Origin of the sequence: Venatoribacter cucullus (assembly GCF_016132445.1) — a bacterium.
Lineage (GTDB): Bacteria > Pseudomonadota > Gammaproteobacteria > Pseudomonadales > Oceanobacteraceae > Venatoribacter > Venatoribacter cucullus.
Map to the genome: position 1 here is coordinate 663848 of NZ_CP046056.1, position 14376 is coordinate 678223.

Here is a 14376-nt window from a genome sequence, read left to right on the forward strand (position 1 = left end):
AGAGCGAGGCTAGAAGATGAGCAAAGAAATTCTCCTGGTCGCAGAAGCGGTATCTAACGAAAAGGGCGTTTCAAAAGAAATTATTTTTGAAGCTATTGAGTCAGCCCTGGCCGCAGCCGCCAAGAAGCGCTACGAAGATGAAGAAGCCACCATCCGGGTGGATATTGACCGTAAAACCGGTGATTACCGTACTTACCGTAGCTGGTTGGTCGTAAGCAATGACGTGGTACCTGGTCTGGGTGATGAACTGACCCTGCAGGAAGCCCATGAAATTGATGAAAAATTACAGCCGGGTGATGTGTACGAAATTGAGGTGGAAAACCCTGATTTCGGCCGTATTGCTGCCCAGGCTGCCAAGCAGATTATTGTGCAGAAAGTCCGCGAAGCGGAACGTGCTCAAATTGTTGAACAGTATCAGCACCGTGTTGGCGAACTGATTAACGGTACCGTTAAAAAAGTGACCCGCGATAACGTGATTGTTGATCTGGGTAATAACGCCGAGGGTCTGCTGCCGAAAGATCAGGTTATTGGTCGTGAAATTTTCCGCATGAGCGATCGTGTGCGTGCCATCCTGCATTCTGTACGTCCGGAAAATCGTGGTCCGCAATTAATGCTGAGCCGCACCTGTCCGGAAATGCTGATCGAACTGTTCCGCATTGAAGTACCGGAAATTGCCGAAGAAGTTATCGAAATTAAAGGCGCTGCCCGTGATCCGGGCTCCCGCGCCAAAATTGCGGTAAAAACCAACGACAAGCGTATTGACCCGGTTGGTGCCTGTGTCGGTATGCGTGGTGCCCGTGTACAAGCGGTTACCAACGAGCTGGGTGGCAATGAGCGCATTGATATCGTGCTGTGGGATGACAACCCGGCGCAGCTGGTTATCAACGCCATGGCTCCGGCCGATGTGGCGTCGATTATTATGGACGAAGAAACCAACACCATGGATGTGGCGGTAGCGGCTGATAACCTGGCGCAGGCCATTGGTCGTGGCGGTCAGAACGTACGTCTGGCGTCCGAGCTGACCGGCTGGGAAATCAACGTAATGACCGAAGACGAAGCCGTTGAAAAACAAAATCAGGAAGCCTCTGGTTACATCGACAGCTTCATCAAAGCACTGGATGTGGAAGAAGATCTGGCCACCTTACTGGTGGAAGAAGGGTTCACCACACTGGAAGAAATTGCCTACGTTCCGCTGGACGAAATGCTGGCAATTGATGGCCTGGATGAAGACATCGTTACTGAACTGCGTAACCGTGCCAAAGACGTGCTGCTGACCCGTGCAATTGCCTCCGAAGAAATGCTGGACGACGCCGAACCGGCCGAAGACCTGCTGACAATGGAAGGTATGGATAAACATCTGGCGCTGGTTCTTGCCAGTAAAGGTATCTGTACGATGGAAGATCTTGCCGAGCAATCCATCGACGACCTGCTGGATATTGAAAATATGACTGAAGAAAAAGCCGCGGAGCTGATTATGACCGCGCGCAAGCCCTGGTTTGAGGGCAACGTCTAATTATTGGCTCGGCATAGGAGAAACGTATGGCAGATGTAACCGTTAAAGAACTCGCCGACGTGGTAGGGACCAGCGCTGAGCGGCTGCTGGCCCAGATGAAAGATGCGGGGTTGCCACAGACCTCGGCCGATCAGAAAGTTTCGGATGACCAGAAGCAAGCTTTGCTGCTGCACCTGAAGAAAAGCCATGGTGACGCCGCTGTTACACCCAATAAAATTACGCTGAAGCGTAAGGTAACAACGACGCTGAAAACCGGTCAGGGTGGTAAAAAAGCCGTGGCCATTGAAGTGCGCAAGAAACGCACTTACATGAAGCGTGAAGAGCTGGATCAGGAAGCCGAAAAGGCAGCCGCTGAAGAAGCCGCGCGTCTGGAAGCAGAAGCTCAGGCGGCCGCCGCTGCGGCGGCGCCGGCACCGGCACCGACGGCAGAACCGGCTGCAGAACCCGTGGTGGAAGCGGTTGCTGCCCGTGCGGATGACGAGCGTCCCAAACCGGCTGCCAAGGCCGCACCGGTCAGCGTGGAAGAAGATGCGGCACAGAAACGTGCCGAAGCCGAAGCCGCTGCTGCCCGTCAGGAAGAGGGTCGTAAAAAGACCAATAAAGCCGTCGATAAAAAGCGCGTTGATCAGCGCGAAGACAGCCGTTTCCGTGATGATGACGATAACCGTGGCGGTCGTTTACGCCGCAGCAATACCGGCAAAGGCAAAGCCAAACCGGGTCGCGGTGGTCGTGGTCAGGCCAATGAACACGCCTTTACCCGTCCGACCGCTCCGGTGGTGTACGAGGTAGAACTGCCGGAAGCCATTACCGTGGGTGATCTGGCGGCGAAAATGGCCGTAAAAGCCGGTGAAGTGATCAAAACCCTGATGCGGATGGGTGTGATGGCGACCATCAACCAGATTCTGGATCAGGACACCGCCACCCTGGTGGTGGAAGAGATGGGTCACAAAGTAACCAAGCTGATTGCTGACAACCAGCTGGAGCAGGATGTTACCGACGCCGTCACCTACAGCGGTGATGAACAATCACGCGCGCCGGTGGTGACCGTAATGGGTCACGTTGACCACGGTAAAACTTCGCTGCTCGACTACATCCGTCGTACCCGCGTGGCAACCGGCGAAGCCGGTGGTATTACCCAGCACATCGGTGCGTACCATGTGGAAACCGGCCATGGCATGGTGTCCTTCCTGGATACTCCCGGCCACGCTGCTTTTACCGCCATGCGTTCCCGCGGTGCGCAGGCCACTGACGTGGTGATTCTGGTGGTGGCTGCCGATGATGGCGTAATGCCGCAAACCATCGAGGCAATCCAGCACGCTCAGTCTGCCGGTGTGCCGATTGTGGTCGCGATGACCAAGATCGATAAAGACACCATCGATATTGATCGCGTGAAGAACGAACTGGCTGCCCGCAACGTGGTGCCGGAAGACTGGGGTGGTCAGGTTCCTTTTATCGGTGTGTCGGCTAAAACCGGTGCGGGTATTGATGACCTGCTGGAAGCGGTGCTGTTGCAGGCTGAAATTCTCGAGCTGAAAGCCCACTTTACCGGCCCGGGTCAGGGTGTGGTGGTGGAATCGCGACTGGATAAAGGCCGCGGTCCGGTGGCTACCCTGCTGGTGCAGAACGGTATGCTGAAAAAAGGCGATATCGTACTGGCCGGTACCTGCTACGGTCGTGCCCGTGCGCTGCTGGATGAAAACGGTGAACAGGTTGGCGAAGCCGGCCCGTCCATTCCGGTGGAAATCCTCGGCCTGAACGGTACGCCGGACGCCGGTGATAACTTCATGGTGGTGGAAAGCGAGAAAAAAGCCCGTGAAGTGGCGGAATTCCGCGAAACCAAAATGCGTGAACAGGTTCAGCAGCGCCAGCAGGCCGCCAAGCTGGATGCACTGTTTGCCGGTATGGGCGAAGGCCAGGTGGCCAACCTCAACGTGGTGGTGAAGACCGACGTACGTGGTACGCTGGAAGCCATCGTGGCTTCGCTGCAGAAACTGGGCACGGAAGAAGTGAAAGTGAACGTCATCGCCTCTGGCGTGGGCGGTATCACGGAAACTGACGTCAGCCTGGCGGTTGCTGCCAGTGCCGTGGTGTTTGGTTTCAACGTGCGCGCCGACAACGCCGCCAAGAAACTGGTCGAAAACAGCGGCGTCGACATGCGCTACTACAGCGTGATTTACGACCTGCTCGACGATGTTAAGCAAGCCATGGCCGGTCTGCTGGCGCCCGAGCTGCGTGAAGAAATCACCGGTGTGGCGGAAGTCCGGGATGTGTTCAACTCACCGAAATTCGGCCAGATTGCTGGTTGTATGGTGGTGGACGGCACAATCTACCGTAACAAGAAAATCCGTGTACTGCGTGACAACGTGGTGATCTATGAAGGCGAGCTGGAATCCCTGCGTCGCTACAAAGATGACGTTGCTGAAGTCCGTCAGGGCATGGAATGTGGTATCGGTGTGAAGAACTATCAGGACGTCCGCCCGGGCGACCAGATTGAAGTCTTCGACGTACGCGAAATCGCACGTACGCTGTAAGCCGTTAACTGCACAGCGAAGCCCGGTTCTGCCGGGCTTTGCCGTCTCTGCACGACAGGGCCAGGGCCCGGGAGCAAACAATGCCAAAAGAATACAGCCGTACCTCGCGTCTGGGTGACCAGATGCAGCGGGATCTGGCGCAGATGATCCAGTTTCAGATGAAAGATCCGCGTCTCGGTATGGTGACCCTCAACTACGTTAAGGTCGCCAAAGATTTGGGCTATGCCGATATTTACTTCACGGTAATGGGCGCCAAAGGGGAAAGCGATGAGAGCATCCGTCGCCAGACCGAGAAAATTCTCAACGATGCGGCCGGTTTCCTGCGCACCGAACTGGCGAAATTTATGCGTACCCGTGTCATTCCGCACCTGCGTTTTCACTACGATGAAACCATTGAGCGCGGTATGCACCTCACCAGCCTGATCAAACAGGCGCGTGATGAAGATAACGCCCGTCATCCCGATGACGACGCAGGTGAGCCGCAGGCATAAACATGGCACGGACAAAAAAAGGCCGTGCCGTCAGCGGCATTGTGGTGATCAACAAACCGCTGGGGTTATCGTCCAACCAGGTATTGCAGCGGGTTAAGCATCTGTTTGGCGCGCAGAAAGCCGGCCATACCGGTGCGCTGGACCCGTTAGCCAGCGGTGTGTTGCCGATCTGCCTGGGCGAGGCCACCAAACTGTCGCAACTGCTGCTGGATGCCGACAAAGCCTACGATACCACCGCGCGGCTGGGGGAAATCCGCTCCACCGGTGATGCCGAAGGGGAAGTGGTTGCAACCGCGCCGGTACCGGAACTGGACAGTCAGCAACTGGAACGGTTGCTGGACCGCTTCCGTGGCGAGGTGGAGCAGGTGCCACCGATGTTTTCAGCCCTTAAGCTGGATGGCAAACCACTGTACGAACTGGCCCGCCAGGGCATGAGTGCGGACGAGATACAGGCGGTGGCCGATAAAAAACGCCGCGTTATCACCATTCATGAGCTGCTGCTGCAGGCCGTGCGCCCGCAAGAGCTGGATTTGTCCGTACGCTGCTCCAAAGGCACCTACATCCGCACTCTGGTGGAAGACATTGGTCAGGCCATTGGCTGTGGCGCTTACGTCAGCCGTCTGCACCGCACCCAATGTGGCCCTTTTCACAGCGGCCAGATGCTGACGCTGGAGCAGCTGGAGGTTCTGGCGGCTGAGGACATGGAAAGTCTGGACAGCGTCTTATTGCCACCCGCAACCGCCATTCCGGATTGGCCCGAAGTGGCGTTAACGCTGGCCGAAGCCGATAAAATGCTGCACGGACAGCCGATCAGCACTGGCCTGAGCGACTGTCCTTCTGTACAATTGTGGGCCGTTGCACCGGACCATCGGCAAATGATCGGCATCGGCCAGATCGCTGCCGGACAGATTAAAGCCCAGCGCCTGTTTCAGGTTGCTGTGCCGGTAACTGGTTAAACCGGTACAACCTTGCCGTCAGGCAAACGCATCGCACTGTTAATGTGCACGGTGATGATGCTTATTTAATCCTCAGGCGAAGCCTGATGCACATTGTATGGAGTTATAAAGATGGCATTAACTGCTGCTCAAAAAGCTGAGATTGTAAAAGAGTACCAGGTTGCTGAAGGCGACACCGGTTCTCCGGAAGTTCAGGTTGCACTGCTGACCCACAACATCGTTGGCCTGCAGGACCACTTCAAAGCGCACGGTAAAGATCACCACTCACGTCGTGGTCTTATCCGCATGGTTAACCAGCGTCGTAAGCTGCTGGACTACCTGAAGCGCAAAGACCTGTCCCGTTACACCGCTCTGATCGGTCGTCTGGGTCTGCGTCGCTGAGATCTCCGCTTGCAGCAAAGGCCCTTCGGGGCTTTTGTTGTATCTGGCTGGCCGCAGCTGGCCGCCATCTGCTCCGAAAAACCGCCTGTTCGCTGTGGTGCCAACCCCACTCTGATCGCAGATGTGGTGGTGCTTCTAATCATTGGCTTTTCTGCTTCAGCAGATGCAAGAGCCAATTCTTAGAAGCACCGGCAGTCGTCAGGTTTACTGTTGAGTTAAGGAAACTGAAAACCCTATGAGCACAAAACCCGTTGCTAAGATCAAAACCTTCCAGTTCGGTAATGAAACCGTCACTCTGGAAACCGGCCGTATCGCCCGTCAGGCTGATGGTGCCGTACTGGCTACCATGGGCAAAACCCAGGTGCTGGCTACTGTTGTTGCCGCTAAAAGCGTAAAAGCCGGTCAGGATTTCTTCCCGCTGTCCGTGCATTACCAGGAAAAAATGTACGCTGCCGGTCGTGTACCTGGTGGTTACCTGAAGCGTGAAGGCCGTCCGTCAGAAAAAGAAACCCTGACGTCCCGTCTGATCGACCGTCCGATCCGTCCGCTGTTTCCGGAAGGCTTCATGAACGAAGTTCAGGTACTGCTGACCGTAATGGGCGCCGAGAAAGACGTTGATCCGGATATCTGCGCCATGATCGCCACCTCTGCCGCGCTGGCCGTGTCTGGTATTCCGTTCAATGGCCCGATCGGTGGTGCCCGTGTCGGTTTCACCGAAGAAGATGGCTACCTGCTGAACCCGACCTACAGCCAGCTGCAGGACTCGCTGCTGGACATGGTCGTAGCCGGTACCAAAGACGCCGTACTGATGGTGGAATCTCAGGCTCAGGAACTGACCGAAGACGAAATGCTGGGTGCCGTATTGTTCGCGCACACGGCATTCCAATCCGCCATTACCGCCATCAGCGAGTGGACCACCGAACTGGGTATCCAGCAGTGGGACTGGCAGGCTGAAGCCCGTAACGAAGCGCTGTACAGCGCCGTTAAAGCAGAAACCGCCGCTGCCATCAGCGAGGCTTACACCATTTCTGACAAAATGGCCCGTTACGCCCGTCTGGACGAAATCAAAAACGCCGCCGTTGAAAAACTGGCCGCTAAAGAAGGCGAAGAAGGTTTCTCTGCCGACGAAATCGCCGACATGGTTGGCACCCTGAAGTATGAAGTGGTGCGTAACCGCGTGATCGAAGGCCAGCCGCGTATCGACGGTCGTGATAACGACACCGTGCGTCCGCTGACCATCGAAACCGGTGTACTGCCGACCACTCACGGTTCCGCCATGTTCACCCGTGGTGAAACTCAGGCCATCGTGGTGACCACACTGGGTTCTACCCGTGATGCACAGATGATGGATTCCCTGTTTGGTACCGTCACTGACCCGTTCCTGTTCCATTACAACTTCCCTCCCTACTCCGTGGGTGAAGCGGGTCGTATTGGTGCGGTAGGTCGTCGTGAAATCGGTCACGGTCGTCTGGCCCGTCGTGGTGTAACCGCTATGATGCCGAGCTTTGAAGAGTTCCCGTACACCATCCGTGTGGTATCTGAGATCACTGAATCCAACGGTTCATCTTCTATGGCGTCTGTGTGTGGTGCCTCTCTGGCGCTGATGGACGCTGGTGTACCGATCAAGGCACCGGTTGCCGGTATCGCCATGGGTCTGGTTAAGGAAGGCGACAAGTTTGCCGTTCTGACCGACATTCTGGGTGACGAAGACCACCTGGGCGACATGGACTTCAAAGTAGCCGGTACCGATGAAGGTATTACCGCGCTGCAGATGGACATCAAGATCGAAGGCATCACCGAACAGATCATGGAAATCGCGCTGGAAAAAGCCCGCGCGGCCCGTCTGCACATTCTGGAGCAGATGAACGAAGTGATTGCCGAGCCGCGTAAGCAGCTGGCCGACAACGCTCCGACCATGACCACCATGAAGATCCCGTCTGACAAGATCCGTGAAGTGATCGGTAAAGGTGGCGCCACCATCCGTGACATCACCGAAAAATCCGGTGCGGCGATCGACATCAATGACGACGGCGAAATCAAAATCTTTGCCGCTGGCAAAGAAGCGGCCGATATTGCCCGCGGCATGATTGAAGCCATCACTGCCGATATCGAAGTGGGCGTGACCTACACCGGTAAAGTCAGCAAGATCGTTGATTTCGGTGCCTTCATTACCGTACTGCCGGGTAAAGATGGTCTGCTGCACATCTCCCAGATCAGCGATGAGCGCGTGGAAAACGTCTCCGACTACCTGAAAGAAGGTCAGATCGTGAACGTACACGTCGCCGATGTGGACCCGAAAGGCCGCATTAAGCTGACCATGAAAGGTGTTGAACAACCGGCGTAATCCGGCCGTTTAAGGCGCAGAAAACCGCCCCGGTGCAAGCCGCGGCGGTTTTTTTATGGGTATTTCCGGACAACCGGATAGGCAGAGTAGCGTAAGGCCTTTACAGTAGAACGTCCTGCGGCAATAAACCGCATCCCATGGAAAGGAGAAATCATGATGAACACAACACATTCTTTAACAGCAGCTGTTCTGCTTTCATTGCTTCTGAGCGCCTGTGGCGGCGGAGGCGGCGGCAGTAGTTCTTCTGCGGGGTATGAAGTCATCCGTTACAGCGGCGCAGAAGGTGCAGCTGAAATATCGGAAGAAAATCAGGAAGCACTGGCTGCCGGTGCTGGTGAGGTCGTGGCTCTGGCCATTGATGCTGAAGGCTCCGAAGATGCCCTGAGCGATGTCCCGATAGGTATCCAGATACAGGATGGCAACACTCAGGCTGAGTGGGCCCGGCAGGCGGTTGAGCGCGTACTGAGCAGCGGTTTGGTGGATCTGCCGGTTGCTGCCAGTTCAAGCATGGAAGGTGACTGCGGTGGTTCGGCGTCAATATCCGGTTCTGGTACGGAAGCCAATTCTTCATCCGTGATCAACTACAACAACTATTGCACCAGCTTTGGAGAGGATGAGGGCAATATCCGCTTTAACGGTAAGGTGACGGTTGCTGTTGCGACTGTTGGTGAGCGTATGACGACCACCATTCGTTATGAGAACTTCCGTATGACCGCCGCAGGCGAAAGCTTCAGCCTGTCTGGTGTGATCACCACGGTAACCGATGGCTTCGTTCTGACCGAGAGCAGCTGGAATTACACCATGACGGTTGACGGTGTCACCAGCAGCTGGGCCGGCAGTGCGGTGTGCGATGCGGAATACAATTGTGAATACCGTTCTCAGTACGAAGGCAGCGACGGCACCGTATATCAGGTGGCTGATCTGGATGTCAGCGAAGGTATTGATGGCGAGTACAGTGTTGAAGCGACGTTCTATCATCCGGACTATGGCTATGTATCGCTGACAGCGTCTGACATTGTGCTGTGTGCTGATGGCAGCATCGGTGGCGGCGTTATCGTACTGACCGATGATGAGAATACTCTGACCATCACGTTTAATGGCTGTGGCAGTGAGCCCGTCATCGAACTGGATGGCGTGGCCATTATTATCGAAGGCTGATGCGGCTTTTTCGTTCCGGCATTACCGGATACTGCCTGGCAGTATCCGGTTTTTTATGCGCGCTGGCACCAGCATCGGCCCATGAACTGACGCTGGGGGCTGGCTTTGAACACTGGTTGTACCGTGAACAGGGCGACAACGGTCAGGAGCTGAACCGTGAACAGGGATGGCTGCCGGGAGTGGCTGTTCAGACCCGCTGGGACATTCTGCCGGCCCAGCAGTTGCTGCTGGAGGCTTATCACCTGGACGGCCCATTACCTTACCGCGGTTACACCCAGGCGGGTATTCCACACCGTACGGTTACGGACGAAACGGTCCGGCGTTACCGCGGCGGCTGGCGTTGGCTGCAGCAGAGCGTATCCGTCGGATTTTTTGTGCAATGGCAGGAATGGCAGCGCCGCATCCGCGCGGCTGACGCAGTGCGCGGTCTGGATGAACGGTATCGCTGGCATGGTCCGCAGCTTGAAATCGGCTGGCATAACGACTGGCCATACACCGCTGCCTTACGTTGGGGTGCATTGGTACGTGCCAGTTGGTGGCCTGAAGGTTCACTGGACATTGATTTACGTGATTCAGGCTATGGAGAACCCCGGCTGATACTCAGCGATGGGTATGAAGCGGAGCTGGTGTTGCATCTGCAGTGGTCTTTGACGCCGGCATGGGGATTCAATCTGCAGCATCATCAGGGCTATCGCTGGTCTGAGGCGTCAGATACCCGGTGGTTCAGCAATGGCAGCCGTGTGGTGGGACTGAATGAACCGGCCAACAGTACCCGTTGGCAGTCGGTGTGGGCTGGCGTGGTATGGCACTTCTGATCAGGCCTGAATATCCACAAAACGCCCGAGCCGGCGTTCGTCGCTGTTGTTGGCGGTGGTCAGGAAATCGCGGATAGCGGCTGGGGCGTCATCGGGCAGAAGGCGGTTGCGCTGTGCTTCCAGATCATCCTCATCCGGCCTTGCGGGCAGGAAATCCATGCGGGGGGTTGCCCTGATATCGGCCGAATCATCCGTGCGCGCAGGGGCTGGTTGCGGGCTGCGCGCAGCCTGGCCGGCATTGTAGCCAGCGGGCAGGGGATACGCGGTAAACGCCGACAGAATGTTCATAAGCACCCGGATTAACGGTCAGGCCGACTCACTATAGCTCAGCCTGTGGTGGCCGTCATGGCAGATGAATATGTCCGCTCAGATAGGCAAACGTCCGGCCGCTGATCAGTACCCGTCCGTTATGCAGAACAAGGCCAATATCGCCACCACGGGCAGAGCACTGCCAGGCACGCAGAGTGGTTTTCTGCAGTCGCTCCGTCCAATAGGGGGCCAGCGAGCAGAACGAAGAACCGGTAACCGGATCTTCACCAATGCCCTGACGGGGTGCGAAAAAGCGGCTGACAAAGTCGTAATCCGGAGCATCGCAGCGGGCAGTAATCGCAATGGCAAACACATCAAGTTCTGCCAACGCAGAAAAATCCGGCTCACAGGTGCGTACAGCGTCGGCCGATTCCAGCTCGACAATCAGATCGCGTGCTTGTGCCATAGCGACTACCGGTACGCCCAGCCATTGCTCCAGCTGCCGTTGCAGTGTGTCATTCTGCAGAATCCGGGCGGGGCGGGCCGGAAAATCCAGTTGTAAGTCAGCGCCATGGGCGCGTACGCAGAGTTCGCCGGCCTGACAGTCGAACAACCATTCATTTTCGTACGGCTGGTCTGCCCGGATAACGTGGGCTGCCGCAAGGGTTGCGTGGCCGCATAAATCCACTTCCGTCGTTGGTGTGAACCAGCGGATGTAATAGCGACCATCAGCCTGACGCACATAAAACGCGGTTTCCGACAGATTATTTTCCGCAGCAATTGCCTGCATCTGCGTGTCACTAAGCCATTGCGTCAGCGACACGACAGCCGCCGGATTACCGCTGAATCCGGAAACCCCCGGGCGGATAAATGCATCAATCTGGTATAGCGGGAGCTCCGGCATCGGTTAAAGCTCCACAGTATCAAGGTATTCCGGGACTTCAGCTTCCCAGCCAAAGGCCTGCTTAAGATGCTGGCGCATGCAGTCGGCGGCGCCTGCTTCACCATGAGTGATAAACACCTTACGCGGATGGCCCGGCATCTGTTTCAGCCAGTTGCAGATTTCGCGGTAATCGCCATGGCTGGACAGAGCATCCAGATTGGCAATTTCAGCCTGCACGGAATGGTATTCACCGTGAATTTTAATCGCCTCGGCACCGTTAATCAGACTGGCACCCCGGGTACCCTGGGCCTGATAACCCAAAAACAGAACGCTGTTACGCGGGCTGCCGACCAGGGCTTTCAGGTGGTGCAGTACGCGCCCGCCACTGGCCATGCCGCTGGCAGAAATGATTACGCAGGGTTCTTTGCGGCTCATCAGTTCAATGGATTCTTCGGTGGTTTTCACATAAATGGTCATATCATCCATGCGCGCGCAGTCTTCCTCAGTGAGTTTATGCTGCTCGTGCAGGTCGAAGAAAATATTGGTGGCGCGGATGGCCATCGGGCTGTTCAGAAACACCGGAATATTCGGAATACGCTGCTGGTCACGCAAGCGCTGAATATAATGCAGAATTAATTGTGCCCGCCCGACCGCAAAGGCCGGCATCAGCACAATGCCACCGCGTTTTACGGTACGGTTAATCACATCGGCAATGGCTTCTTCGGCATCCATTTCTTTATGCAAGCGGTCGCCGTAAGTGGATTCCACCACCAGATAATCGGTTTCCTGCAGCGGTTCCGGTGGATACATAATGGCGTCATTGCAGCGGCCAACATCACCGCTGAAGGTAATGCTTTTACCCTGATATTCCAGCCGGATGGCGCAGGCGCCGAGAATGTGGCCGGTGGGGGTAAAAGTCGCGGTCATACCACCGGGCAAATGCAGCACTTCACCGCGCTCAATATCTTTGAATTGTTTTAATACTTTGCGGGCATCTTCTTCGGTGTATAAGGGTTCCGCCGGTTCGTGTTTGCTGAATTTCTTTTTATTGGCGTAACGCGCATCTTCTTCCTGCAGGTAGCCGGCATCCGGCAGCAAGACTTTGCACAGCATGTGCGTGGCTTTACTGCTGTACACCGGGCCATGAAAACCGCGCCGCATCAAGGCCGGTAAAAAACCGGAATGGTCGATATGGGCATGGGTTAACAGCACGGCATCAATCTGATCGGCGGGAAAGGGTAATTCAGCCCAGTTACGTTTGCGGACGTTTTTAATGCCCTGAAATAAGCCACAATCAATCAACAGACGGTGACGATCATAAGTCACCAGATATTTGGAACCGGTTACTGTACCGGTGGCGCCAATAAACTGAACCTGAAAAGGTTTGTTCATTCTGAATTCCCTGAACCGTTAAAATCGTTTTCATTCTGGCAGACGTGGCCGCCAATGGGAAACCACCACCGTAGGTTCGTTGATGTACCGCAAGGCGTTTTGGGCAGCGGCTGACTACACTCGGTAGCACTTTCTGGAGAACTTATGGAAACACTGTTCGATTATCTGCATCTGCGCCGGTTGGGCATTAATACCCATCAGGAACCGGTGGTGTATATGCGTCAGGACTGTCATGTGGCAATGTCGGAAGGTTTTTACGCCCACAGCCGGGTGCAGATCAGCACCGCCAGTCATCAGACCATCGCCACCCTGGTGCTGGTGTGCAGCGACCTGCTGTCGCATCAGGAAGCCGGTATCTCCGAAGCGACCTGGCACCTGCTGGGATGCCCGGCCGATGGTGAGCAGGCCTGGTTCCGTCACGCCCGGCCGGTGGACTCTATGTCCTTTGTGCGCGGCAAAATTTACGGTCAGCGTTTTACTCAGGAAGCCGCCAGCGCCATCATTGCCGATATCAAAGCCGGCCATTATTCCGACATTCAGTTATCCGCTTTTGTCACTTCCTGCGCCGGCGACCGCCTTAACCTGGATGAAACCATCGCCATCACCCGAGCCATGGTCGACAGTGGTCAGCGCTTCGACTGGGAGCAGGATAAGGTGCTGGATAAACACTGTGTGGGCGGGCTGCCGGGTAACCGTACCACGCCCGTTGTGGTCGCCATTGTGGCGGCCAATGATTTGCTGATGCCAAAAACCTCCAGCCGCGCCATTACCTCGCCGGCCGGCACCGCCGACACCATGGAAGTGATGACGCCGGTCACTCTCGACTTTGCCCGTATGCAGGCGGTGGTCGAACAACAGGGTGCGTGCCTGGCCTGGGGCGGTTCTGTCAGCCTCAGCCCCACGGATGACATTGTGATCCGCGTCGAACGGGCGCTTGATTTGGATAGCGAAGGGCAGCTGGTAGCGTCGGTGATTTCGAAAAAAGTGGCCGCCGGCTCAAAGCAGGTATTAATTGATATTCCGGTGGGGCCAACCGCCAAAGTACGCTCACAAGCCACTGCGCAAACCCTGAAACACCTGCTCGAACAAACCGGCGCAGCGCTGGGATTGGATGTGCGCACGGTCATTACCGATGGCAGCCAGCCGATTGGCCGGGGTATCGGCCCGGCGCTGGAAGCCCGCGATGTATTACAGGTATTACGTAACGATGGCCATGCACCGCAGGATCTGCGCGAAAAATCGCTGCAATTAGCCGGTGTGTTACTGGAAATGGGCGATAAAGCCGCGCCCGGGCAAGGCTATGCGCTGGCCCAGAGTACCCTGTTATCCGGTCAGGCCATGGCCAGGTTTGAAGCCATCTGTCTGGCCCAGGGGGGCTTTAATGAGCCGCAACTGGCCGATTACAGCCACGTTATCCGCGCCGAACGGACCGGCGTCGTCGCCTATTTCAATAATCGCTTTTTGGCCCGGCTGGCGTCGCTGGCCGGTGCCCCGAACGCCCGTAGTGCCGGCATGGATCTTCATGTAGCGCTGGGTGATCAGGTTCAGGCCGGCGATCCGCTGTTTACCCTGTACGCAGAAGCGCCGGGCGAACTGGCGTATGCGCTGGATTTCCTCAACGGCCACACCGATGTTATCCGCATCGAAGACGACATGGTTTAAG

The 14376-nt window shown here is 56.2% G+C and carries 12 protein-coding genes; 9 read left to right on the forward strand and 3 right to left on the reverse strand.

All coding sequences use genetic code 11. The features are described from left to right. Nucleotides 1–16: 16 nt before the first annotated feature. The 8 genes from nusA (at nt 17) to GJQ55_RS03345 (ending at nt 10189) form a co-directional block, all read left to right on the forward strand. Complete coding sequence (nusA, locus tag GJQ55_RS03310; RefSeq protein ID WP_228346094.1) at nt 17–1513, forward strand: transcription termination factor NusA; 1497 nt, start codon at nt 17–19, stop codon at nt 1511–1513. Between the two features lie 26 nt (nt 1514–1539). Further along, entirely contained in the window at nt 1540–4044 is a 2505-nt protein-coding gene (infB, locus tag GJQ55_RS03315; protein ID WP_228346095.1) for a translation initiation factor IF-2, read from the forward strand. A gap of 80 nt (nt 4045–4124) precedes the next feature. Continuing rightward, on the forward strand, nt 4125–4535 hold the full coding sequence (gene rbfA, locus GJQ55_RS03320) for a 30S ribosome-binding factor RbfA (protein WP_228346096.1): 411 nt from the start codon (nt 4125–4127) through the stop codon (nt 4533–4535). Between the two features lie 2 nt (nt 4536–4537). Beyond that, entirely contained in the window at nt 4538–5491 is a 954-nt protein-coding gene (truB, locus tag GJQ55_RS03325) for a tRNA pseudouridine(55) synthase TruB (protein ID WP_228346097.1), read from the forward strand. A gap of 111 nt (nt 5492–5602) precedes the next feature. Beyond that, complete coding sequence (gene rpsO / locus GJQ55_RS03330) at nt 5603–5872, forward strand: 30S ribosomal protein S15 (RefSeq protein WP_228346098.1); 270 nt, start codon at nt 5603–5605, stop codon at nt 5870–5872. Nucleotides 5873–6107: 235 nt separating this feature from the next. Beyond that, the gene (gene pnp, locus GJQ55_RS03335) at nt 6108–8216 is read left to right on the forward strand and encodes a polyribonucleotide nucleotidyltransferase (RefSeq protein WP_228346099.1); all 2109 of its coding nucleotides are present in this window, start codon (nt 6108–6110) and stop codon (nt 8214–8216) included. Between the two features lie 153 nt (nt 8217–8369). Then, nucleotides 8370–9374, forward strand: coding sequence for a hypothetical protein (locus GJQ55_RS03340; protein WP_228346100.1), 1005 nt, complete (start codon nt 8370–8372; stop codon nt 9372–9374). Further along, nucleotides 9374–10189 (forward strand): KH domain-containing protein, encoded by an 816-nt coding sequence (locus tag GJQ55_RS03345; RefSeq protein WP_228346101.1) that lies wholly within the window; start codon nt 9374–9376, stop codon nt 10187–10189. Before GJQ55_RS03340 ends, GJQ55_RS03345 begins: the two co-directional genes overlap by 1 nt. On the opposite strand, the gene GJQ55_RS03350 is transcribed toward GJQ55_RS03345, so the two are convergent. The 3 genes from GJQ55_RS03350 to GJQ55_RS03360 are packed head-to-tail and all read right to left on the reverse strand — an operon-like array spanning nt 10190 to nt 12713. Beyond that, the gene (locus tag GJQ55_RS03350) at nt 10190–10477 is read right to left on the reverse strand and encodes a hypothetical protein (RefSeq protein WP_228346102.1); all 288 of its coding nucleotides are present in this window, start codon (nt 10475–10477) and stop codon (nt 10190–10192) included. It abuts the gene before it with no gap. Between the two features lie 55 nt (nt 10478–10532). Beyond that, a complete protein-coding gene (locus GJQ55_RS03355; protein WP_228346103.1) occupies nt 10533–11342 on the reverse strand; it encodes a PhzF family phenazine biosynthesis protein in 810 nt (269 codons plus the stop codon). 3 nt (nt 11343–11345) lie between these two features. After that, nucleotides 11346–12713 (reverse strand): MBL fold metallo-hydrolase, encoded by a 1368-nt coding sequence (locus tag GJQ55_RS03360; protein ID WP_228346104.1) that lies wholly within the window; start codon nt 12711–12713, stop codon nt 11346–11348. 144 nt (nt 12714–12857) lie between these two features. Here GJQ55_RS03360 and GJQ55_RS03365 point away from each other — a divergent pair, with 144 nt between their 5' ends. Beyond that, nucleotides 12858–14375, forward strand: a complete 1518-nt coding sequence (locus GJQ55_RS03365) for a thymidine phosphorylase family protein (RefSeq protein ID WP_228346105.1) — start codon at nt 12858–12860, stop codon at nt 14373–14375. Nucleotide 14376: the final 1 nt, after the last annotated feature.

What these genes read in the sequence shown, in the direction of transcription:
- GJQ55_RS03360 (WP_228346104.1), bottom strand. Translation starts at nt 12,713, where the DNA reads ATGAACAAACCTTTTCAGGTTCAGTTTATTGGCGCCACCGGTACAGTA.
- infB (WP_228346095.1), top strand. Translation starts at nt 1,540, where the DNA reads ATGGCAGATGTAACCGTTAAAGAACTCGCCGACGTGGTAGGGACCAGC.
- nusA (WP_228346094.1), top strand. Translation starts at nt 17, where the DNA reads ATGAGCAAAGAAATTCTCCTGGTCGCAGAAGCGGTATCTAACGAAAAG.
- GJQ55_RS03345 (WP_228346101.1), top strand. Translation starts at nt 9,374, where the DNA reads ATGCGGCTTTTTCGTTCCGGCATTACCGGATACTGCCTGGCAGTATCC.
- pnp (WP_228346099.1), top strand. Translation starts at nt 6,108, where the DNA reads ATGAGCACAAAACCCGTTGCTAAGATCAAAACCTTCCAGTTCGGTAAT.
- rpsO (WP_228346098.1), top strand. Translation starts at nt 5,603, where the DNA reads ATGGCATTAACTGCTGCTCAAAAAGCTGAGATTGTAAAAGAGTACCAG.
- rbfA (WP_228346096.1), top strand. Translation starts at nt 4,125, where the DNA reads ATGCCAAAAGAATACAGCCGTACCTCGCGTCTGGGTGACCAGATGCAG.
- GJQ55_RS03350 (WP_228346102.1), bottom strand. Translation starts at nt 10,477, where the DNA reads ATGAACATTCTGTCGGCGTTTACCGCGTATCCCCTGCCCGCTGGCTAC.
- GJQ55_RS03355 (WP_228346103.1), bottom strand. Translation starts at nt 11,342, where the DNA reads ATGCCGGAGCTCCCGCTATACCAGATTGATGCATTTATCCGCCCGGGG.
- truB (WP_228346097.1), top strand. Translation starts at nt 4,538, where the DNA reads ATGGCACGGACAAAAAAAGGCCGTGCCGTCAGCGGCATTGTGGTGATC.
- GJQ55_RS03365 (WP_228346105.1), top strand. Translation starts at nt 12,858, where the DNA reads ATGGAAACACTGTTCGATTATCTGCATCTGCGCCGGTTGGGCATTAAT.
- GJQ55_RS03340 (WP_228346100.1), top strand. Translation starts at nt 8,370, where the DNA reads ATGATGAACACAACACATTCTTTAACAGCAGCTGTTCTGCTTTCATTG.